The following is a 21053-nucleotide window of genomic DNA, read 5'->3' as shown; positions in this document are numbered from 1 at the left end:
CGCGACCCGCCCCGCCTAATCCAGGTAGAAGCGGGTTGCGAGCCATTTCATATATTGTTGGGGCGATAGTAATGCGCTTCCGCAACTCGCGCCTGAGAACCAAGATCACGGCCCTGTTGCTCTCCCTCGTCGCACTCTGGGTCTTCGCCGCGTGGGTGACACTGCGCGAGGGCGTCAATCTGCTCGGCGTCAGCACGCTGGACAGCGCCCTCGCGCAGCCGACCGACCCCCTGCTCGCCGACCTGCAGCGGGAGCGCAGGCTGTCCATGGTCCAGCTCGCGAGGCCCGGCCCCGTGGCCAGGGCCGCGCTGATCGCGCAGCGCGCCCAGACCGACAAGACGCGCGCGGAGGCCGTCCGGCTCGCGCGCGGCGGAAACGTCGGGCGGTTCGGCGGCGACATCCTCGAACGGCGCGTCGACCAGATGCTCGCCCGGCTTAAGGCCGTGGACGACACCCGGCGCTCGGTCGACTCCGGAGCGGCCGACCGCAGCCGCGTCGCCGCCGGATATTCCGAAGTCGTCGAGTCCATTTTTCGGGTATATGACTCGCTGGCGACGCTGGACGACAAGGATTTCGCGCGCGACACGCGCACGCTGCTCGAGCTGAACCGCATGTGGGAACTGCTTTCCCAGGAAGACGCGCTGATGGCGGGTTCCCTCGCGGCCGGCCGGATCACCCAGCTCGAACTCATCACGCTCACCCAGACGGTGGGCACCCGGCGGCACAACACCGCGCAGGAGCTCATCGCCATTCAGGACTCGGACACGGCCCTGTACACGGGGCTGACGAAGAACGCGAAGCTCGCCAGGATCCAGGCGCTCGAAGACGAGATCATGCAGAGCCGCCGGGCCTTCAGCTCGCCGCACGCCCGCGGAGCGCTGCGCGCCCCGGTGACGGCCGACCAGTGGAACGCCGCGGCCGAACCCGCCCTCAGCGACATGCGCCACCAGATCCAGTCGTCCGGTGACCGGCTGGTGGACCGCGCCACACCGATCGCCATCGGCGTGATCATCCGGCTGCTGCTGGCCGGTGGCCTCGGGCTCCTCGCGGTCATCGCGTCCATCATCGTGTCGATCACCACCGCGCGAGCCCTGGTGCGGCAGCTGGAGCGGCTGCGCGGCGCCGCCTGGGAGCTGGCCGAGCAGCGGCTGCCCAGCGTCGTCGAGCGGCTCGGGCACGGCGAGAAGGTGGACGTCGCGGTCGAGGCGCCGCCGCTGCAGTTCGGCAGCGACGAGATCGGCCAGGTGGGACGCGCGTTCAACGCCGTCCAGGAGACCGCGATCCGCACCGCCGTCGAGCAGGCGGAACTGCGCCGCGGTATCCGGGACGTCCTGCTCAGCCTGGCCCGCCGCACCCAGACGCTGGTGCACCGGCAGCTCACCATGCTGGACGCCATGGAGCGCCGCCGCGACATCGAGGTCAAGGAGCTGGAGGAGCTGTTCCGGCTCGACCACCTCGCGACGCGCATGCGGCGCAACGCCGAGAACCTGATCGTGCTGTCCGGCGCGCTTCCCGCCCGCGGCTGGCGCAACGCCGTCCCGATGGTGGACGTCATCCGCGCCGCGGTCGGCGAGGTCGAGGACTACACCCGCGTCACCGTGCTTCCGTTCGGCCCGGTCGAGCTGGCCGGACGCGCCGTCGGCGACGTCACCCACCTGCTCGCCGAGCTGATCGAGAACGCGGTGTCGTTCTCCCCGCCCGACACCGTGGTGCAGATCGGCGGGCACCTCGTCGCCAGCGGCTTCGCCATCGACATCGAGGACCGCGGGCTCGGCATGACCGACGAGCGGCTCGCCGAGATCAACGGGCGGATCGCGGACCCGCCCGACTTCAACCTGCAGAGCTCGGTGCAGCTCGGCCTGTTCGTGGTCAGCAAGCTCGCCGAGCGGTACAACCTGCAGGTGTCGCTGAAGCGGTCCGCGTACGGCGGCACCACCGCCGTCGTCGTCGTTCCTCGCGAACTGATCGTCGAGCAGGGCCCGTCGCCCGTCGCCGCCGGCACCACCACCCAGAACGGGCTGGAGGTGCGCCGCCCGACCACCGTCGGCGCCGCCGCCGCCACCGCCGCGGGCGCGGGCTCCGCCGCCACGGCGACGCTGCCCCAGACGACCACCGGCCCGCAGCCCGTCGGGCCCGCGCTGGTGGCCGTGCCCCCGCCCGCGTCCGAATCACCCGTGTCCGACCTGCCCGTGTCCGCGCCGGCCGTGCCGCCCGCGCGGACGCCCGGCGCGAACACCGCCGAACCGAAGGCAGAACCCGAGGCCCCGATGCCGGAACCGCCCGCTCGGCACCGCGACGTGCCGGTGGACGGGGAACGTCCCGACACCACCCAGCCGGAGGACAAGCCACCCGTGCCCGACATCTCCACCACACCGTCCGGCCTGCCCGTCCGGGTGCCGCAGGCGAACCTGGCCGAGCCGCTGCGCACCGACGAGGCCGCCGACGTCGAGCAGGACGAGGAGGAGGCCCCCGTGCGCTCCCCAGCGGAAATCCAGCGGATCATGGGCTCCTACCAGCGCGGCACCCGGCAGGGCCGCTCGGACGCGGCCCGCTCGGAAGACGGCGGCACCGGCCTGGACGACAACGCAGCGGAAGGCGAGGAAGATCAGTGACACAGAAGACCGGTTCCTCATCCGATCTCGGCTGGTTGCTGGACGACCTGGTCCGCCGCCTGCCGCACACCCGCACCGCGGTGGTGCTGTCGGCGGACGGCCTGCTCATGGCGTCCTCGGAGGGCATGACGCAGGACGACGGTGAGCACCTCGCCGCCGTCGCCGCGGGCATCCAGAGCCTCGCCAAGGGGGCCGGCGCCCGCTTCGGCGGCGGCCCCGTCCGGCAGACGATCGTCGAGATGGCTTCGGCGTTCCTGCTGGTCACGGTGGCGGGCAAGGGCGCCTGCCTGGCCGTGCTGGCCGAGGAGGACGCCGACGTCGGCCTCATCGCCTACGAGATGGCGATGCTCGTGACGGCCATGGGCCACCACCTGACCTCGCCGTCGCGATCGGAGCCCGCCGGGGAGGGACGGCCGGCATGATGCCCCCCGAAGACCCCCCGCCGGAGCCCTGGGCGGACGATCCGGCGCCGCGCCCCCTGCACGACCGGCTCCTCGACGACCAGGCCGGCCCGATGGTGCGGCCGTACGTGATGACCAGCGGCCGCATGGAGCCCACCCGCGGCAAGTTCGACCTGATCACCCTGGTGGTGTCGGTCGGCCCCGACCCAGAGGGCTCGATCGGTCTCGGCCCCGAGCACCTGTCCATCATCCGGCTCTGCCAGAACGTCATGTCGGTCGCCGAGGTCACCGGGCACCTCGACCTGCCGGTCGCGACCGTTCGGGTGATGCTCGGCGACCTGCTCGACAAGGGGTTCGTCTCCATGCAGGAACCCGAACCGGAGGCGGACATGCACGACATCAGGCTCTACAAGGCGGTGATCGATGGACTCCGGGCCCTCTAGGGGCGTACGCGCCCGCCGGCTCCCCACCGCGGTCAAGATCGTGATCGCGGGCGGCTTCGGGGTGGGCAAGACCACGATGGTGGGCACGGTCTCGGAGACCCGGCCGCTGCGCACCGAGGAACTGCTCACCGACCAGGGCATCGGCGTCGACGACATCTCCGGGGTGGAGCGCAAGAGCACCACCACCGTCGCGATGGACTTCGGCCGCATCACGATGCGGAACGAGTACGTGCTCTACCTGTTCGGCACCCCCGGCCAGGAGCGCTTCTGGTTCATGTGGGACGAGGTGTCCCTCGGCGCGCTCGGCGCGGTCGTCCTCGCCGACACCCGCCGGCTGTCCGACTGCTTCCCGTCGGTCGACTACTTCGAGCGCCGCGGCACTCCGTTCATCGTCGCCGTCAACTGCTTCGACGGCGCCACGCAGTACGACCTCGCGGAGATCCAGATGGCCCTCAACCTGGGCCCCAAGGTTCCCGTCATGCTCTGCGACGCCCGCAGCCTCAGCTCCTGCAAGGAGGTCCTCATCGACCTCGTCCTGCACGCCATGAAGGTCCGCGGACTCACCGGAGAACCCGAACCCCAGAACGCCTGAGAAACAAGAAGCGGGGCCGTTCGCGCTGGTGCGCGAACGGCCCCGCTTCTTCACGGGTCTCAGCCGGTGCGGGAGACGACGTAGTCGCAGAGGTTGGTGAAGGCGTCGCGGGCGGGGATGTCGGGGAGGGTGAGGAGTTCGTTGCGGGCGTCCTCGGCCCAGCGGCGGAGGTCGGCGCGGGCGCGGTCCATGGCGGGGTGGGCGCGCAGGAGGGCGAGCGCCTCGGCGTGCAGCGCGTCGTCGGTGAGGTCCTGGACGAGGAGCTCGCGGAGGCGGGCGTCGTCCGGGCCGGAGCCGGCACCGGCGAGGACGAGGTGCATCGGGAGGGTGCGGATGCCCTCGCGGAGGTCGGTGCCGGGGGTCTTGCCGGACGCCTCGGTCTCGGAGTCGATGTCGAGGATGTCGTCCGAGAGCTGGAACGCGACGCCGATCTTCTCGCACGCGGAGGTGATCGTGTCGACGACGTGGGAGGGCGCGCCGGACAGCAGGGCGCCGAACTGGCCGGAGACGGCGATGAGGGACGCGGTCTTGTCGGCGACGACCTGGAGGTAGTGCTTGAGGGGGTCGGCGTCCGGGGTGGGGCCGACGGTCTCCTGGATCTGGCCGCGGACGAGCCGGGCGAACGCGCGGGCCTGGATGCGGACGGCCTCCGGGCCGAGGTCGGCCAGCAGGTCGGACGCGCGCGCGAACAGGTAGTCGCCGGTGAGGATCGCGACGGTGTTCGTCCACCGGGAGTTGGCGGACTGCTGCCCGCGGCGGACGGTCGCCTCGTCCATCACGTCGTCGTGGTAGAGGGTGCCGAGGTGCGTCAGCTCGACGACGACGGCGGCGGGCACGACACCGGGCGCGGCGGGATCCCCGAAGTGGGAGGCGAGCAGCACCAGCATGGGCCGGAACCGCTTGCCGCCCGCCTCGACGAGGTGCTCGGACGCCTCGGTGAGCAGCGGGTCCTCCCCGCGCACGCAGTCGAGCAGCATGGCCTCGACCTCGGCCAGCCGTGCCTTGGCACCGGCCGCGAGCGCGGCATCGATGGGAAGCCCGAACGGGCCGGTCTCCTCGATGGCCGGCCCGCCGGACTTCTCAGCGGATGGGTTGCTCACCCAAGACTCCCTACCGGACGAACATGTGGGTCGTGGCCTGGCCCGCGAGGTCCAGGACCGGCTGCGGGATCACGCCGAGTACCACAGTAGCCGTCACACCGAGGGCCACGGCGACCGCGGTCGCCGGCCCGGCCACTACGACCGGCCCCTCCGCGTCCGGCTCGCTGAAGAACATGACGACGATCACGCGGACGTAGAAGAACGCGGCGACGGCGGACGAGATGACCGCGACGATCACCAGCGGCGTCGCGCCCTCCTCGACGGCCGCCTTGAACACCGCGAACTTCCCGGTGAACCCGCTGGTCAGCGGGATCCCGGCGAACGCCAGCAGGAAGAAGGCGAAGACGCCGGCGACGACCGGGGACCGCTTTCCGAGCCCGGCCCACCGCGACAGGTGCCCGGCCTCGCCGCCCGCGTCCCGCACCATCGTGACGACGGCGAACGCGCCGACCGAGGTGAAGCCGTAGGCGAGCAGGTAGAACAGGGTGCTCGACAGGCCGTTCGGGGAGCTGGCGATCACGCCCATGAGCAGGAAGCCCGCGTGCGCGATGGACGAGTAGGCCAGCATCCGCTTGATGTCGGTCTGCGTGATCGCGATGATCGACCCGGCGACCATCGTGAGAATCGCCACACCCCACATGGCGGGCCGCCAGTCCCAGCGCAGCGTCTCGAACGCGACGAAGTACACCCGCAGGATCGCGCCGAACGCGGAGACGACCGTGCAGGACGCCATCAGCGCCGTGATCGGGGTGGGGGCGCCCTGGTAGACGTCCGGCTTCCACATGTGGAACGGGACGCCGCCGAGCTTGAACAGCAGCCCGACGGTCAGCAGCGCGACGCCCGCGAGGAGCAGGGTCTCGCTGCCGGCGTCCTTGCCGATCTGCGCGGAGATGTCCGACAGCCGCACCGACCCGGCGTACCCGTACAGCAGCGCCACCCCGTACAGGAAGAACGCCGACGAGAACGCGCCGAGCAGGAAGTACTTGACCGCCGCCTCCTGCGAGAGGAGCCGCCGGCGGCGGGCGAGCCCGCACAGCAGGTACAGCGGGAGCGACAGGACCTCCAGCGCCACGAACATCGTGAGCAGGTCGTTCGCGGCCGGGAACATCATCATGCCGCCGACGGCGAACATCATCAGCGGGAACACCTCGGTCTGGGTGATCCCCGCCTCGGCGGTCCGCTGCTCGGCCTCGCTGCCGGGCAGCGCGGACGCCTGCGCGGCGAAGTGGCCGCCGACGCCCCGGCCGCCGCCGCGCTCGGCGATCAGCAGCAGGCTGACGAGCGCCAGCAGCAGGATGGTGCCCTGGATGAACAGCGTCGGCCCGTCCACGCCGAGCGCGCCCTCGGCCGCGACATGGTGCGGGTTGTCGCGCCACGCCAGCGCGGCCGTCCACGCGAACCCGCCGGCGAGGCCGAGGAACGCGAGCGGCACCTGCACGTAGTAGCGCGCGTTGCGGCCGACGAACGCCTCGACGAGCACGCCCACGACGGCGACGCCGAGGACCAGGAGGAGCGGGGCGAGCTGCCCGTACTCGATGTGCGGCGCGGGGATGTCACCCCCCTGCGCGAGGACCGCGCTCACGTGGCTGGTGGTGCTCATGGACGGGCTCCGTTCTCGGCGACGTTACCGGTGATGCTCGGCGCCGGGTCGTGCTGGTCGACCCGGGCCAGCGTGTGGCCCACCGACGGGTTGATCACGTGCAGCACCGGCTGCGGGAAGAAGCCCATCGCCACGATGATCGCGATGATCGGGGCGATGACCCACTTCTCCCGGGCGGACAGGTCCTTCATGCCCTCGACCGCGGGGACCGGCGGGCCGCCCATGGTCCGCTGGTACATCCACAGGATGTAGACGGCGGCGAGCACGATGGCGATGATGGAGGCGGCGGCGGCCCACTCGTAGCGGCTGAACGTGCCGACCACGACGAGGAACTCCGACACGAACGTCGACAGGCCGGGCAGCGACAGCCCGGACAGGCCGGCGACGAGGAACGTCCCGGCGAGCACCGGCGCCACCTTCTGCACGCCGCCGAAGTCCGACACCCGCGCCGACCGCCGCCGGACGATCAGGAACCCGACGATCAGGAACAGCGCGCCGGTGGAGAAGCCGTGGTTCACCATGTAGAGCGCCGCGCCCGACTGGGCCTGCGACGTCATCGCGAAGATGCCGAGCACGATGAACCCGAAGTGGGAGATCGACGTGTAGGCGATCAGCCGCTTCATGTCGACCTGCCCGATCGCGAGGATCGCGCCGTAGATGATGCTGACGACCGCGAACGCGAGCACGGCCGGCGTCGCCCACTTGGCCGCGCCGGGGAACAGCTCCAGGCAGAACCGGAGCATCCCGTACGTGCCGACCTTGTCCAGGACGCCGACGATCAGCACCAGCGCGCCGGGCGGGGACTGCTGCGCGGCGTCCGGCAGCCAGGTGTGCACCGGGAACATCGGCGCCTTGATCGCGAAGGCGACGAAGAAGCCGAGGAACAGCCACTTCGCCGTCGCCCCGTCGATGCTCATCTTCGACAGCTCGTCGAACATGAACGTCCCGTGCCCGAGCCCGCCCGCGTCGACCGACCTTGCGGACAGCGGGTACAGCCAGATGACGGCGACGAGCATCAGCAGCCCGCCGAACAGCGAGTACAGCAGGAACTTCACCGCGGCGTAGGAGCGCTGGGCGCCGCCGTAGGACCCGATGATGAAGTACACCGGGATCAGCATCGCCTCGAAGAAGACGTAGAAGAGGAACACGTCGGTCGCCGCGAAGACGCCGATCATGGCCGCTTCAAGCGACAGCAGCAGCGCGAAGTACGTCTTCGCCGACCGCTTCGCCGGGACGTCGGAGCCGCCGGACCGGTCGGCCTCGTTCCAGGAGGCCAGGATGACCAGCGGGACGAGGATGACCGACAGCAGGATCAGCGTCAGCGCGACGCCGTCGACGCCGAGCGCCCAGTGGACCCCGAACTCCTTGATCCACCAGTACTTCTCGGTGAACTGGAACCGCGCCCCGCCCGCGTCGAAGCCCGCCGCCATGACGCCGGTGAGCGCCGCGACGACGAGGGAGACGCCGAGCGCGAACTGCTTGACCAGCGTCTCCCGCTCGCGCGGGACGGCGATGAGCAGCAGCGCGCCCACCAGTGGCAGTCCGATGAGGACGCTCAGCCAGGGAAAGTCGCTCATGAAACGTTCACCACCAGGAGCGCCGCGACCACCAGGGCCGCACCGCCCAGCATCGAGAGTGCGTAGGAGCGGGCGAAACCGGTCTGGACCCGGCGGAGCCGCCCGGAGCTGCCGCCGACCCCGGCGGCCGTGCCGTTGACGAGGCCGTCGACGCCGCGCCCGTCGAACCAGACCGCGAGCCGGGTCAGCCACTGCCCGGGACGCATCAGCAGCGATTCGTTGAGCGCGTCGCCGTACAGGTCCTTGCGGGCCGCGACGGTGACGAACGAGCCCTTGGGCGCCTCGCGCGGCACCTTGCGGCTGCCGTACTGCCGCCAGGCGATCGCGGCGCCGATGACCATCAGCACGAAGACGGCGATGCCGGGGCCGGTGAGGGGCTTGAACTCGTGCGGGTGCTCGGGCGTCCCGACGACCGGTTCGAGGAAGTCGGCGAACCCGCCGAGGATCAGCCACCCGCCGGCGGCGACGGAGCCGACCGCGAGCAGCATCAGCGGGATCGTCATGACCTTCGGCGACTCGTGCGGGTGGACGTCGTCCGCCCAGCGCTTCTCGCCGAAGAACGTCATGAACATCACGCGCGACATGTAGTAGGCGGTGACGGCCGCGCCGATCACCGCGCAGGTGCCGAGGACCATCCCGGACGTGCCGCCCTTGTCGAACGCGGCCTCGATGATGGCGTCCTTGGTGAACCAGCCGGACAGGAACGGGAACCCGATGATCGCGAGGTACCCGAGCCCGAACGTGACCGCGGTGGTCATCATGACCGCGCGGAGCGCGCCGTAGTGGCGCATGTTCACGTCGTCCTTCATGCCGTGCATGACCGAGCCGGCGCCGAGGAACAGGCCCGCCTTGAAGAAGCCGTGCGCGATGAGGTGCGCGATGGCGAAGACGTAGCCGGCCCTGCCGAGCCCGGCGGCCAGCGTCATGTAGCCGATCTGCGACATCGTCGACCCGGCGAGGGCCTTCTTGATGTCGTCCTTCGCGCACCCGATGATCGCACCGAACAGCAGCGTGGCCGCACCGACGATCGTCACCACGAGCTGGGCCGTCTCCGACATCTCGAAGATCGGCCCGGACCGGACGATCAGGTACACGCCGGCGGTCACCATCGTCGCCGCGTGGATGAGCGCCGACACGGGGGTCGGGCCCTCCATCGCGTCCAGCAGCCAGGATTGCAGCGGCAGCTGCGCCGACTTGCCGCACGCGCCGAGCAGCAGGAGCAGCCCGATCGCGGTGGCGGTGCCGGAGCTCAGGTGGGTCGCCAGACCCGCGTGCTCGGGCCCGGTGCCGAGGATCGGCCCGTAGTCGATCGTGCCGAACGTCGAGAACAGCAGGGCGATCGCGATGACCAGCCCCATGTCGCCGACGCGGTTGACGACGAACGCCTTCTTCGCCGCGGTCGCCGCGGTCGGCTTGTGCTGCCAGAACCCGATCAGCAGGTAGGACGCGAGGCCCACGCCCTCCCAGCCGAGGAACATGACCAGGTAGTTGTTCCCGAGCACCAGCAGCAGCATCGCCGCGACGAACAGGTTCAGGTAGGCGAAGAACCTGCGCCGGTCCGGGTCCTCGGCCATGTAGCCGACGGAGTAGATGTGGATGAGCGAGCCCACCCCGGTGATCAGCAGGACGAAGCTGATGGACAGCGGGTCCACCAGCAGGTCCATGCCGACCTTGAACGAGCCGACGTCGATGAAGTCCCACAGGTGCAGGGTGCGGCGCCGTGCCTCGGCGTCGTACCCGAGCATCTGGACCAGCATCGCGACGCCGACCCCGAACGACGCGACCGACATGGCGGCGCCGAGCAGGTGCCCCCACTTGTCGGTGCGCCTCCCGCCGAGCAGGAGGACCGCGGCGCCGGCGAGCGGCAGCGCGATGAGAAGCCAGGACGCGGCCTGGATGCCTTCCGCTTTCATCCCCGACCTCTCAGTACTTCAGCAGGTTCGCGTCGTCGACCGACGAGGACCTGCGGGTCCGGAAGATGGTCATGATGATCGCCAGGCCCACCACGACCTCCGCGGCGGCCACCACCATCACGAAGAAGGCGATGATCTGACCGTCGAGATTGCCGTGCATGCGGGAGAACGAGACGAACGCCAGGTTCGTCGCGTTCAGCATGAGCTCGATGCACATGAACACCACGAGCGCGTTGCGCCGCACGAGGACGCCGAGCGCCCCGATGGTGAACAGGATCGCCGAGAGCGCCAGGTAATGCCCCGGACTCATTGACCAGCCTCGCCTTCATTACCGCCCGTCGCCGGCGACCCCGACTTGACCGAGCGCGACTCGGCGTCGGCGTTCGCGGCCTCTTCGGTGGTCGCCCTGACCGCGGCCACGTTCCGCTCCACCGCCTCCTGCTCGGTGCCGCCGTACAGGTCGGCGTGCCGTTCGGCCGTGTCGGTGCGGGCCGCGATGACCGGGTTGATCGACAGCTTCGACGGCGTCCCGTCCGGCAGCAGCGCCGGCATGTCGACGGCGTTGTGCTGGGCGTAGGTGCCGGGACCCGGCAGCGGGCCCGGGTGGTCGCCGGACAGGAACCGCCCCTTGGACAGGTCCTTCTGCGTCGGCTTCGGTTCGGTGCGCTCCCGGTGCGCCAGCACCATCGCGCCCAGCGCCGCCGTGATCAGCAGGGCGCTGGTCGCCTCGAACGCGAACACGTACTTGGAGAACAGCAGCCGGGCCAGGCCGACCACGTTGCCGTCGGCGTTGGCCTGCGTGAGGCCCACCGAGCCGCCGAGCGCCGCGTTCGCGAGGCCCACGGTCAGCAGGACGATGAACCCGATCGCGGCGATCACGGCCCAGAAGCGCTGGCCCCGGATCGTCTCCACCAGCGAGTCGGTGGAGCTGACGCCGACGACCATCATGACGAACAGGAACAGCATCAGCACCGCGCCGGTGTAGACGATGACCTGCACGAACGCCAGGAACGGCGCGTTCTGGACCGCGTACAGCGCGGCGAGACTGAGCATCACGGTCGCCAGCAGCAGCGCCGAGTGCACCGCCTTCCGCACGAAGATCATGCCGAGTGCGCCGAGGACCGACACGACCGCCAGCAGCCAGAAGAAGAACGGCTCGCCGGACTGCTTGTCGGCGACCTCGGCGGCGAGGATGTGCGCGGTGCTCACTTGCCCTCACCGCCCTCGTCGGGCTGGAGGCCGAGGCGGTAGTAGTCCTCCTCGGTGTCGCCGAGACGCATCTCGTGCGGCGGCACCTCCATGCCCTCCCGCAGCGGCGCCAGCAGCATCTCCTTGGTGTAGATCAGGCTCTCGCGGCTCTCGTCGGCGAGCTCGTACTCGTTGGTCATCGTGAGCGCCCGGGTGGGGCACGCCTCGATGCACAGCCCGCAGAGGATGCAGCGCAGATAGTTGATCTGGTAGGTGCGGCCGTACCGCTCCCCGGGCGAGTACCGCTCGTCCGGGGTGTTGTCGGCGCCCTCGACGAAGATGGCGTCCGCCGGGCAGGCCCAGGCGCACAGCTCGCAGCCGATGCACTTCTCCAGGCCGTCCGGCCACCGGTTGAGCTGGTGGCGTCCGTGGAAGCGCGGCGCGGTCGGCTTCTTCACCTCCGGGTACTGGACGGTCTCGCTCTTCATGAACATCTGGTGGAACGAGACCCCGAACCCCTTGACCGGGTTCAGGAAATCAGTGAGTCCCACTGGTGACCTCCTCGGAGGGGGTTTCGATCGTGGCGGGCCGGACCGGCTCGCGGGCGCGGCCGTGGTAGTGGGGCGCGTCCAGCGGCGGCACCGGGAACCCGCCCGCGGCGGGATCGGTGCGCGGCCCCTCCGCCGCGCCCGGGACGATCTCCTTGCCGTCCTCGCCTCCGCGGACCATCTCCCAGATCACCGTGGCCACCAGCACGATCGCGGCGACCACGGCGGCGACGATCACGATCTGCCGCATGTCGTAGCCGTCGTTGCGCAGCGCGCGGATGGTCGCGACCAGCATGATCCAGCCGAGCGAGAAGGGCATCAGCACCTTCCAGCCGAGCTTCATCAGCTGGTCGTAGCGGACGCGCGGCAGCGAGCCGCGCAGCCAGATGAAGAAGAAGATGAACAGGAAGACCTTGATCAGGAACCACAGCACCGGCCACCAGCCGGAGTTGGCCCCCGCCCACACCGTGGAGATCGGCGCGGGGGCGCGCCAGCCGCCGAGGAACATCGTGGTGGCGAGCGCCGACAGCGTCGTGAGGTTGATGTACTCCGCGAGGAAGAACATCGCGAACTTCAGCGACGAGTACTCGGTGTGGAAGCCGCCGACCAGCTCGCCCTCGCCCTCGGGCAGGTCGAACGGGATGCGGTTCGACTCGCCCATCATCGTGATCACGTAGACCACGAAGGACGGCAGCAGCAGCACCACGAACCACTTGTCGTGCTGCGCCGCGACGATGTCGGAGGTGGACATCGAGCCGGCGAACATGAACACCGCGACGAACGACAGCCCCATCGCGATCTCGTAGGAGATCATCTGCGCGGACGAGCGGAGCCCGCCGAGCAGCGAGTAGGGCGACATCGACGACCAGCCGGCCAGCACGATGCCGTAGATGCCCATCGACGACATCGCGAGGACGAGCAGCACCGCGACCGGAAGGTCGGTGCCCTGCAGCGCCGTGTGGTGCCCGAAGACCGACACCGTCGGGCCGAACGGGATCACGATGAACGAGATGAACGCCGGCACCGCCGCCATCACCGGCGCCAGGACGAAGACCACCTTGTCCACCTGCCGGGGGACGATGTCCTCCTTCAGCGCCAGCTTCACGCCGTCCGCGAGGCCCTGGAGCAGGCCCTGGGGCCCGGCGCGGTTCGGGCCGACGCGCAGTTGCATCCGGCCGATGACGCGCCGCTCGATCCACATCGTCATCAGGACCGTCACGACGAGGAACGCGAAGATGGCCAGGACCTTGCCGCCGATCAGCCACCACGGATCGGTGCCGAAGTCCTTCAGCGTCGGTTCGGCCGCCGGGGCCGCGGCGAGCGGGCTCATTCGACACCTCCAGCGTTCTGCGCGGCGCCCGCGAGCACCCCGCTCGCGATCTTGACGACGCCGCCCGCGGCCGCGCCCAGATCGCGGTACAGGGCGCAGCCGGCCGAGTTCGTCGGCAGCCACACCACCCGGTCGGGCAGGTCCGGGGTGATCTCCAGCGGGAGCGTCACCTCACCGCGCGCCGCCGACACCGTCACCGCGCCGGTCGCGCCGATCTCCGCGGCCGTCGCGGGCGACAGCCGGGCGACGGCGGGCTTGGCGGTGCCGGCGAGGAACGGCTCGCCGTCCTGCAGGCTGCCCCGGTCGAGCAGCAGCCGCCACGTCGCGAGCAGCGCCTCGCCCTGCTCGGGGTGCGGCGGCAGCTCCTGCGCGGTCTCCGGCGCGTCCGGACGCCGGCCGCGGTGGCCGCCGAGCTCGGTGAGCTCGCGGCGCGCCGCCTCCGGGCCGGGCAGGCCGAGGTGGACGTCCATCTCGTCGGCCAGCGCGTCCAGCACCCGCAGGTCGGACATCTTCCCGGCCGACTTCAGCACGATGTCGAACGGGCGGCCCCGGCCCTCCCAGTCGACGAACGTCCCGGACTTCTCCGCGACGGCCGCGACCGGGAACACGACGTCGGCGCGGTCGGTGACCGCGCTCGGCCGCTGCTCCAGGCTCACCACGAACGGGGTCTCGTCGAGGGCCCGCAGCATCGCATCGGGGTCTGGCAGATCGCCCGGGTCGACGCCGCCGACGAGCAGCGCGCCGCGCCGCCCCTGCGCCGCCGCCGCGATGATCCCGGCGGTGTCCTCGCCGGGCCCCGCGGGCAGTTCCGCGACGCCCCAGGTGCGGGCGACCTCGGCCCGCGCGTCGGGGTCGGTGACCGGACGGCCGATCGGCAGCAGCCCGGGCAGCGCCCCGGCCTCGATCGCGCCGCGCTCCCCGGCCCGGCGCGGCACCCACGCGAGCCGCGCGCCGGTCACCTGCGCCAGCCGGACCGCCGCGGTCAGCGCGCCGGGGCTGGTGGCGAGCCGCTCCCCGACGAGGATGACGGCGCCGGGGGTCTCCAGCAGCGTCCGGACTCCGGCGCGGCTCTCGTCCTCGACGAGGGAGCCGAGCGTCTCGGCCTCCGCGCCGGGCAAGGTCGGCAGCAGCGTGCCGCCCACCTTGGTCAGCCCGCGGGTCGCGAACGGCGCGACCGCGTACACCGGCAGCCGGTGCTTGCGGAACGCCTTGCGGAGCCGCAGGAACACGATCGGCGACTCCTCCTCCGGCTCGAAGCCGGCGAGGACGACGACGGGCGCCTTCTCCAGGTCGGTGTAGGACACCTCGATGGAGCGGCCCGCGACGGACGAGGCGATGAACTGCGCCTCCTCCTCCGACAGCGGACGGGCCCGGAAGTCGACGTCGTTGGTGCCGAGCGCGATCCGGGCGAACTTGGCGTAGGCGTAGGCGTCCTCAAGGGTGACGCGGCCGCCGGTCAGCACGCCGGCCGAGCCGCGCGCCGCCGCGAGGCCGCGCGCCGCGACGGTGAGCGCCTCGGGCCACGACGCCGGCTCCAGCACGCCGTCCTCGTTCCGGATCAGCGGGTGGGTGAACCGCTCGGGCCGCGTCCCGTAGGTGAACGCCCAGCGGCCCTTGTCGCAGTTCCATTCCTCGTTGACCCGCGGGTCGTCGCCGGCCAGCCGGCGGGTGACCTTGCCGCGCCGGTGGTCGGCGCGGATCGCGCAGCCGGACGCGCAGTGCTCGCAGACGCTCGGCGCCGACACGAGGTCGAACGGCCGGGACCGGAACCGGTAGGAGGAGCCGGTGAGCGCCCCCACCGGGCAGATCTGCACGGTGTTGCCGGAGAAGTAGGAGTGGAACGGCCGGTCCTGCGCCGTCGCGACCTCCTCCTTCGCGCCCCGCTCGAACAGGTCGATGAACGGGTCGCCGGCGATCTGCTCGGAGAACCGGGTGCAGCGGGTGCACTGGATGCACCGCTCCCGGTCCAGCAGCACCTGGCTGGACAGCGGGATCGGCTTCGGCCACGTCCGCTTGGTCTCCTGGAACCTGGTCTCGCCCCGCCCGTTGGACATCGCCTGGTTCTGCAGCGGGCACTCGCCGCCCTTGTCGCAGACCGGGCAGTCCAGCGGGTGGTTGATGAGCAGGAACTCCATGATGCCGTGCTGGGCCTTGTCGGCCACCGACGAGGTGAGCTGGGTCTTGACGACCATGCCCGGCATCACCGCGGTCGTGCAGGACGCCTGCGGCTTCGGCATCCCGCGGCCGTTGCCGGCGTCCGGGATCTCCACCAGGCACTGCCGGCAGGCGCCGATCGGGTCGAGCAGCGGGTGCTCGCAGAACCGGGGGATCTGGATGCCGAGCAGCTCGGCGGCCCGGATGATCAGCGTGCCCTTCGGCACCTCGATCTCGAAGCCGTCGATGGTGCAGGAGATCATCTCGACCTCCGCCACCTCCGACTTGGGGTCGGTGACGGTCACTTCGCACCTCCCCACAGGGTCGACTTGGCCGGGTCGAACGGGCAGCCGCCCTGCTCGAAGTGCTGGAGGTACTCGTCCCGGAACAGCTTGATGGACGACACGACCGGGCTGGTCGCGCCGTCGCCGAGGGCGCAGAACGCGCGGCCGAGGATGTTGTCGGAGATGTCCAGCAGGGTCTCCAGGTCCTCCTCGGTGCCCTCGCCGGCCTCCAGCCGCTTGAACATCTGCTTGTACCAGTAGGTGCCCTCGCGGCACGGCGTGCACTTGCCGCACGACTCGTGCGCGTAGAACTCCGACCAGCGCTGGACGGCCCGCACGACGCAGGTCGTCTCGTCGAAGATCTGCAGCGCCCGGGTGCCGAGCATGGACCCGGCGGCGCCGACGGACTCGAAGTCCAGCGGCACGTCCAGGTGCTCGTCGGTGAAGATCGGCGTGGACGACCCGCCGGGCGTCCAGAACTTCAGCCGGTGCCCCTCGCGGATGCCGCCCGCCATGTCGAGCAGTTCCCGCAGCGTGATGCCGAGCGGCGCCTCGTACTGGCCGGGCCGGGTGACGTGCCCGGACAGCGAGAAGATCCCGAAGCCCTGCGACTTCTCGGTGCCCATCGCGGCGAACCACTCCGGCCCGTTCCCGATGATCGCGGGAACCGAGGAGATCGACTCGACGTTGTTGATGACAGTGGGCCCGCCGTACAGGCCCGCCACGGCCGGGAAGGGAGGCTTCAGCCTGGGCTGACCGCGGAACCCCTCGAGGGAGTCCAGCAGCGCCGTCTCCTCGCCGCAGATGTAGGCCCCGGCGCCGCTGTGCACGACCACGTCCAGGTCGTAGCCGGACCCGAGGATGTCCTTGCCGAGGTAGCCGGCCGCGTACGCCTCCGCGACCGCCTGCTGGAGGCGGCGGATGACGTGCAGGACCTCGCCGCGCACGTAGATGAACGCCTGGTTCGACCTGATGGCGTAGGAGCTGATGACGACGCCCTCGACGAGGACGTGCGGGTTCGCCATCATCAGCGGGATGTCCTTGCACGTGCCCGGCTCGGACTCGTCGGCGTTGACGACGAGGTAGCGCGGGTTCGGGCTGGACGGCGGCAGGAAGCCCCACTTCATCCCGGTGGGGAATCCGGCGCCGCCGCGTCCGCGGAGCCCGGAGTCCTTGACCGCCTGGACGATCTCGTCCGGCTCCATCCGCAGCGCCTTGCGCAGGGCCTCGTAGCCGCCCCCGCGCTCGTAGCCGGCGCGGGTGAAGGAGTCGCCCTGGTCCCAGTTCCTGGTGAGGACGGGGGTCAGCGTCGTCACTTGTTCCGTCCTTCCTGGGAGCCGGGCTTGGCCTCGCCCGGGACGGGCTTGCCGGGCTCGTGCGGCGGCTCGGCGATCTGTTCCGGCTTCACCGGCTCCTCCGGCCGTTCGCGGTCGACGTCGGCGGCCGGCGCCTCCCACCCGCGCTCCTGCGCGAGCTTCAGGCCGACCAGCGACTCGGGCCCGGCCGACACGCCCTCACCGGCGAGCCCGTCGGGGAACCCGGCGAGCACGCGGGACGCCTCCTTCCAGGTGGCCAGGCGGTTCGGCCCGCGGGAGGGGAGCACGTCCTTGCCGAGGCGCAGGTCGTCGACGAGCTGCTTGGCCTTCTCGGGAGTCATGTTGTCGAAGAACTCCCAGTTGACCATCACCACGGGGGCGAAGTCGCAGGCCGCGTTGCACTCGACCCGCTCCAGGCTGATCTTGCCGTCCGGGGTGGCCTCGTCGTGGCCGACCCCGGCGTGCTCGCTCAGCTCGTCCCAGATCTGGTCGCCGCCCATGATCGCGCAGAGCGTGTTCGTGCAGACGCCGACGTGGTACTCGCCGACCGGCTCCCGCTTGTACTGCGTGTAGAACGTGACGACGCCCATCACCTGCGCGGGCGTGATGCCGAGCGTCTCGGCGCAGAACTCCACGCCGTCCTGGGTGACGTAGCCGTCGGCCGACTGCACCAGGTGCAGCATCGGCAGGAGCGCCGACCGCGGCCGCGGGTACCGGCCGATGATCTCCTTGGCGTCCCGCTCCAGCCGCTCGCGTACGTCGGGTTCGTATGTCATCGGTCCACTCCCCCCATGACCGGGTCGATGCTGGCGACCGCGGCGATGATGTCGGCGACCATGCCGCCCTCGCTCATCGCCGGGGCGGCCTGCAGGTTGACGAAGGACGGCTCGCGGAAGTGGACGCGGTACGGGCGGGTACCGCCGTCGCTGACCACGTGGGCGCCGAGCTCGCCGCGCGGCGACTCGATCGGCACGTACGCCTGCCCGGCCGGCACCCGGAAGCCTTCCGTCACCAGCTTGAAGTGGTGGATCAGCGCCTCCATCGAGGTGCCCATGATGTGCGCGATGTGCCGGGGCGAGTTGCCCATGCCGTCCGCGCCGATCGCGAGCTGCGCCGGCCAGCCGATCTTCTTGTCCTCGATCATGACCGGGCCCTTGGCCGACTGCAGCCGCTCCAGGCACTGCTCGACGATCCGCAGCGACTGCTCCATCTCGTCCATCCGGACGAGGTAGCGGCCGTACACGTCGCAGGTCTCCTGCGTCGGGACCTCGAAGTCGTAGGTCTCGTAGCCGCAGTAGGGCTGCGACTTGCGCAGGTCCCACGGGAGGCCGGTCGAGCGCAGCACCGGGCCGGTGACGCCGAGCGCCATGCAACCGGTCAGGTCCAGGTACGCGACGTTCTGCGTCCGGGCCTTGAAGACCGGGTTGTCGTCCATCAGCTTGCGCAGCGCCTGGATCCGCTTCGGCATCCGGTCCAGATAGTCGCGGATCTTGCTGGTGGCGCCGCTCGGCAGGTCCTGCGCGACCCCGCCCGGACGGATGTAGGCGTGGTTCATCCGCAGGCCGGTGATCTCCTCGAACAGGTCGAGGGTGTACTCGCGCTCGATGAACCCGTTCAGCATCACGGTCGTCGCGCCGAGCTCCAGCCCGAACGTGGCGATCGCGACCAGGTGCGAGGAGATCCGGTTCAGCTCCATCATCATCACGCGGATGATCTGGGCCCGCTCCGGCACCTGGTCCTCGATGCCGAGCAGCCGCTCGACGCTCAGGCAGTAGGACGCCTCGTTGAACAGGGGGGCCAGGTAGTCCATCCGGGTGCAGAACGTGGTGCCCTGCGTCCAGGTGCGGAACTCCATGTTCTTCTCGATGCCGGTGTGCAGGTAGCCGATGCCCACCCGGGCCTCGGTCACCGTCTCACCGTCGAGCGTGAGGATCAGCCGGAGCACGCCGTGCGTGGACGGGTGCTGCGGGCCCATGTTGACGACCAGCCGCTCGTCGCCGAGGTCCTCGGTGGCGGCGACGACCTTGTCCCAGTCCTGCCCGCCGACGTCGAAGACCCGGCCCTCGGCCGCCTCCTCGGCGGCGTAGGCGTCGTACTCGGTGTACTTCGTCGAACTCATACGTACGACCTCCGCTCGTCCGGCGGCGGGATCTCCGCTCCGCGGTACTCGACGGGGATGCCGCCGAGAGGGTAGTCCTTGCGCTGCGGGTGCCCGACCCAGTCGTCGGGCATCTCGATGCGCGTCAGCGCGGGGTGGCCGTCGTAGACGATCCCGAAGAAGTCGTAGGTCTCGCGCTCGTGCCAGTCGGCCGTCGGGTAGACGGGGACCAGCGACGGGACGTGCGGGTCGGCGTCGGGGCAGCTCGCCTCCAGCCGGACGCGCCGGTTGTGCGTGATCGACAGCAGGTGGACGACGGAGTGCAGCTCGGCGCCCTCGTCCTTCGGGTAGTGCACGCCGGACACGCCCGAGCACAGCTCGAAGCGCAGCGACGGCTCGTCCCGCATGGTCCTGGCGACCTCGCGCAGGTGCTCGCGCTTGACGTGGAACGTCAGCTCGCCGCGGTGCACGACGACGCGTTCGATCGCGTCCCCGAAGCCCGGGTAGGCGCGCTCCAGCTCGTCGGCGATCTCGTCGAACTCGCCGGCCTCCGCCGCGCCGCCGGGCCCGCCGTAGGGGCGCGGCGCCGACACCTTCGGGCTCTGCCGGACGACCAGCCCGCCGTAGCCGGAGGTGTCGCCGGTGGTCTTCGCGCCGAACATGCCCTTGCGGACGATCGGCTGCTCCCGGCGCTCCTCCTCGGCGTGCGCGGGCAGCTGGTCGGCGGACTGCTCGGCCCGCTGCTCAGGGTGCTCGGAACTCATCGCGTCCTCCTCCTGGGGAGGCGACCCCCCAGACCCCCCGGCAACTGGGCCTGAACGCTGACCTGCACTCCGCTGCGCTCCGTTCCGGTCATCATTCAGGCCCCCTGTCCGAGCAGCGGAAGCCGGCGGCGCTTCGCCTCTTCCAGCTCGGCGATCTGCTTCTCGCGCTGCGCGCCGAGCTTGGTGTTCTGGATCTTGTCGTGCAGCTTCAGGATCGCGTCCAGCAGCATCTCCGGCCGCGGCGGGCAGCCCGGCAGGTAGATGTCCACCGGGACGATGTGGTCCACGCCCTGCACGATCGCGTAGTTGTTGAACATGCCGCCGGACGAGGCGCACACGCCCATCGCGATGACCCACTTCGGCTCGGTCATCTGGTCGTAGATCTGCCGCAGCACCGGCGCCATCTTCTGGCTCACCCGGCCCGCGACGATCATCAGGTCGGCCTGCCGCGGCGTCGCCGAGGCACGCTCCATCCCCCACCGGGAGAAGTCGTGCCGCGGGTCTCCGGCCGCCATCATCTCGATCGCGCAGCAGGCGAGGCCGAACGTGGCCGGCCACACCGAACTCTTGCGCGCCCATCCCGCGACCTGCTCGACCGTGGTCAGCAGGAACCCGCTGGGAAGTTTCTCCTCTAGGCCCATGTCAGTCCCACTCCAGACCGCCGCGCCGCCAGATGTAGGCGTACGCCACGAGCACGGTGACGATGAAAAGAACCATCTCGACAAGGCCGAACAGCCCCATCCGGTCGAACGCGACCGCCCAGGGATAAAGGAAGATGATCTCAATGTCGAAGACGATGAAGAGCATCGCCGTCAGGTAGTACTTGATCGGAAAACGGCCGCCGCCGACCGGCTGGGGGGTCGGCTCGATGCCGCACTCGTAGGCGTCCAGCCGGGCCCGGTTCCAGCGCTTCGGGCCGGTGAACGCGGCCATCAGCACCGAGCCGGCGGCGAAGGCGAAGGCGAGCACCCCAAGCACGATGATCGGAATATAGAGATCCATGTCTCTACGACCTCTCCTCGGGACGTACGACGTTGTACGGGGCGGGCCGACCGCGACCCGCCACCCTAACCAAGGTGATCAATAGCGCTCCCCTCAGGGGGTCGGGTAATGCACTGTAGTCCGCTCACCTG

Annotated in this window: 19 protein-coding genes; 4 read left to right on the top strand and 15 right to left on the bottom strand. The window is 70.6% G+C overall.

Going from position 1 to position 21053, the window contains the following annotated elements; all coding sequences use genetic code 11:
* Positions 1-71 precede the first annotated feature (71 nt).
* The 4 genes from SM418_RS24165 to SM418_RS24150 are packed head-to-tail and all read left to right on the top strand — an operon-like array spanning position 72 to position 4048.
* Positions 72-2612: a nitrate- and nitrite sensing domain-containing protein gene (locus SM418_RS24165; RefSeq protein WP_371966110.1), complete on the top strand. Its 2541-nt coding sequence runs from the start codon at positions 72-74 to the stop codon at positions 2610-2612.
* Entirely contained in the window at positions 2609-3034 is a 426-nt protein-coding gene (locus SM418_RS24160) for a roadblock/LC7 domain-containing protein (RefSeq protein WP_371943429.1), read from the top strand. The genes SM418_RS24165 and SM418_RS24160 overlap by 4 nt, the downstream gene beginning before the upstream one ends.
* Positions 3031-3456, top strand: coding sequence for a DUF742 domain-containing protein (locus tag SM418_RS24155; RefSeq protein WP_371943428.1), 426 nt, complete (start codon positions 3031-3033; stop codon positions 3454-3456). The genes SM418_RS24160 and SM418_RS24155 overlap by 4 nt, the downstream gene beginning before the upstream one ends.
* The gene (locus tag SM418_RS24150) at positions 3437-4048 is read left to right on the top strand and encodes a GTP-binding protein (protein ID WP_371943427.1); all 612 of its coding nucleotides are present in this window, start codon (positions 3437-3439) and stop codon (positions 4046-4048) included. Before SM418_RS24155 ends, SM418_RS24150 begins: the two co-directional genes overlap by 20 nt.
* Positions 4049-4107: 59 nt before the next feature.
* On the opposite strand, the gene SM418_RS24145 is transcribed toward SM418_RS24150, so the two are convergent.
* From SM418_RS24145 to SM418_RS24075, 15 genes are all read right to left on the bottom strand, one after another.
* Positions 4108-5025 carry a polyprenyl synthetase family protein gene (locus SM418_RS24145; RefSeq protein ID WP_371943477.1) on the bottom strand — a complete coding sequence of 306 codons (918 nt, stop codon included), beginning with the start codon at positions 5023-5025 and terminating at the stop codon, positions 4108-4110.
* Between the two features lie 133 nt (positions 5026-5158).
* Entirely contained in the window at positions 5159-6748 is a 1590-nt protein-coding gene (gene nuoN / locus SM418_RS24140; RefSeq protein ID WP_371943426.1) for an NADH-quinone oxidoreductase subunit NuoN, read from the bottom strand.
* Positions 6745-8325 (bottom strand): NADH-quinone oxidoreductase subunit M, encoded by a 1581-nt coding sequence (locus SM418_RS24135; RefSeq protein WP_371943425.1) that lies wholly within the window; start codon positions 8323-8325, stop codon positions 6745-6747. Before SM418_RS24135 ends, nuoN begins: the two co-directional genes overlap by 4 nt.
* Positions 8322-10238: an NADH-quinone oxidoreductase subunit L gene (gene nuoL / locus SM418_RS24130; protein ID WP_371943423.1), complete on the bottom strand. Its 1917-nt coding sequence runs from the start codon at positions 10236-10238 to the stop codon at positions 8322-8324. The genes SM418_RS24135 and nuoL overlap by 4 nt, the downstream gene beginning before the upstream one ends.
* Before the next feature lie 10 nt (positions 10239-10248).
* Positions 10249-10548, bottom strand: a complete 300-nt coding sequence (gene nuoK, locus SM418_RS24125) for an NADH-quinone oxidoreductase subunit NuoK (protein ID WP_138636831.1) — start codon at positions 10546-10548, stop codon at positions 10249-10251.
* Positions 10545-11447 carry an NADH-quinone oxidoreductase subunit J gene (locus tag SM418_RS24120; RefSeq protein WP_371943422.1) on the bottom strand — a complete coding sequence of 301 codons (903 nt, stop codon included), beginning with the start codon at positions 11445-11447 and terminating at the stop codon, positions 10545-10547. Before SM418_RS24120 ends, nuoK begins: the two co-directional genes overlap by 4 nt.
* Positions 11444-11977: an NADH-quinone oxidoreductase subunit NuoI gene (gene nuoI, locus SM418_RS24115; RefSeq protein WP_371943421.1), complete on the bottom strand. Its 534-nt coding sequence runs from the start codon at positions 11975-11977 to the stop codon at positions 11444-11446. Before nuoI ends, SM418_RS24120 begins: the two co-directional genes overlap by 4 nt.
* Complete coding sequence (gene nuoH, locus SM418_RS24110) at positions 11964-13304, bottom strand: NADH-quinone oxidoreductase subunit NuoH (protein ID WP_371943420.1); 1341 nt, start codon at positions 13302-13304, stop codon at positions 11964-11966. Before nuoH ends, nuoI begins: the two co-directional genes overlap by 14 nt.
* Complete coding sequence (locus tag SM418_RS24105; protein WP_371943476.1) at positions 13301-15721, bottom strand: NADH-quinone oxidoreductase subunit G; 2421 nt, start codon at positions 15719-15721, stop codon at positions 13301-13303. Before SM418_RS24105 ends, nuoH begins: the two co-directional genes overlap by 4 nt.
* Positions 15722-15759: 38 nt before the next feature.
* Positions 15760-17058 carry an NADH-quinone oxidoreductase subunit NuoF gene (nuoF, locus tag SM418_RS24100; RefSeq protein WP_371943419.1) on the bottom strand — a complete coding sequence of 433 codons (1299 nt, stop codon included), beginning with the start codon at positions 17056-17058 and terminating at the stop codon, positions 15760-15762.
* A complete protein-coding gene (gene nuoE / locus SM418_RS24095; RefSeq protein ID WP_371943418.1) occupies positions 17055-17834 on the bottom strand; it encodes an NADH-quinone oxidoreductase subunit NuoE in 780 nt (259 codons plus the stop codon). Before nuoE ends, nuoF begins: the two co-directional genes overlap by 4 nt.
* Positions 17831-19177: an NADH-quinone oxidoreductase subunit D gene (locus tag SM418_RS24090; protein ID WP_371943417.1), complete on the bottom strand. Its 1347-nt coding sequence runs from the start codon at positions 19175-19177 to the stop codon at positions 17831-17833. The genes nuoE and SM418_RS24090 overlap by 4 nt, the downstream gene beginning before the upstream one ends.
* Positions 19174-19920 carry an NADH-quinone oxidoreductase subunit C gene (locus SM418_RS24085; protein WP_371943416.1) on the bottom strand — a complete coding sequence of 249 codons (747 nt, stop codon included), beginning with the start codon at positions 19918-19920 and terminating at the stop codon, positions 19174-19176. The genes SM418_RS24090 and SM418_RS24085 overlap by 4 nt, the downstream gene beginning before the upstream one ends.
* Before the next feature lie 95 nt (positions 19921-20015).
* On the bottom strand, positions 20016-20561 hold the full coding sequence (locus tag SM418_RS24080; protein ID WP_371943415.1) for a NuoB/complex I 20 kDa subunit family protein: 546 nt from the start codon (positions 20559-20561) through the stop codon (positions 20016-20018).
* Between the two features lies 1 nt (position 20562).
* Positions 20563-20922, bottom strand: coding sequence for an NADH-quinone oxidoreductase subunit A (locus SM418_RS24075; protein WP_138636821.1), 360 nt, complete (start codon positions 20920-20922; stop codon positions 20563-20565).
* Positions 20923-21053: the final 131 nt, after the last annotated feature.

This window comes from Actinomadura chokoriensis, assembly GCF_041463665.1.
Taxonomy (GTDB): domain Bacteria; phylum Actinomycetota; class Actinomycetes; order Streptosporangiales; family Streptosporangiaceae; genus Spirillospora; species Spirillospora chokoriensis_A.
This window is presented reverse-complemented; position numbering and strand designations above follow the sequence as displayed.

Coding starts and splice junctions, on each gene's coding strand:
- SM418_RS24165 (WP_371966110.1), top strand. CDS start 72: ATGCGCTTCCGCAACTCGCGCCTGAGAACCAAGATCACGGCCCTGTTG.
- SM418_RS24155 (WP_371943428.1), top strand. CDS start 3,031: ATGATGCCCCCCGAAGACCCCCCGCCGGAGCCCTGGGCGGACGATCCG.
- SM418_RS24150 (WP_371943427.1), top strand. CDS start 3,437: ATGGACTCCGGGCCCTCTAGGGGCGTACGCGCCCGCCGGCTCCCCACC.
- SM418_RS24145 (WP_371943477.1), bottom strand. CDS start 5,025: ATGCTGCTCGACTGCGTGCGCGGGGAGGACCCGCTGCTCACCGAGGCG.
- nuoN (WP_371943426.1), bottom strand. CDS start 6,748: ATGAGCACCACCAGCCACGTGAGCGCGGTCCTCGCGCAGGGGGGTGAC.
- SM418_RS24135 (WP_371943425.1), bottom strand. CDS start 8,325: ATGAGCGACTTTCCCTGGCTGAGCGTCCTCATCGGACTGCCACTGGTG.
- nuoL (WP_371943423.1), bottom strand. CDS start 10,238: ATGAAAGCGGAAGGCATCCAGGCCGCGTCCTGGCTTCTCATCGCGCTG.
- nuoK (WP_138636831.1), bottom strand. CDS start 10,548: ATGAGTCCGGGGCATTACCTGGCGCTCTCGGCGATCCTGTTCACCATC.
- nuoH (WP_371943420.1), bottom strand. CDS start 13,304: ATGAGCCCGCTCGCCGCGGCCCCGGCGGCCGAACCGACGCTGAAGGAC.
- SM418_RS24105 (WP_371943476.1), bottom strand. CDS start 15,721: ATGATCTCCTGCACCATCGACGGCTTCGAGATCGAGGTGCCGAAGGGC.
- nuoE (WP_371943418.1), bottom strand. CDS start 17,834: ATGACATACGAACCCGACGTACGCGAGCGGCTGGAGCGGGACGCCAAG.
- SM418_RS24090 (WP_371943417.1), bottom strand. CDS start 19,177: ATGAGTTCGACGAAGTACACCGAGTACGACGCCTACGCCGCCGAGGAG.
- SM418_RS24085 (WP_371943416.1), bottom strand. CDS start 19,920: ATGAGTTCCGAGCACCCTGAGCAGCGGGCCGAGCAGTCCGCCGACCAG.
- SM418_RS24080 (WP_371943415.1), bottom strand. CDS start 20,561: ATGGGCCTAGAGGAGAAACTTCCCAGCGGGTTCCTGCTGACCACGGTC.
- SM418_RS24075 (WP_138636821.1), bottom strand. CDS start 20,922: ATGGATCTCTATATTCCGATCATCGTGCTTGGGGTGCTCGCCTTCGCC.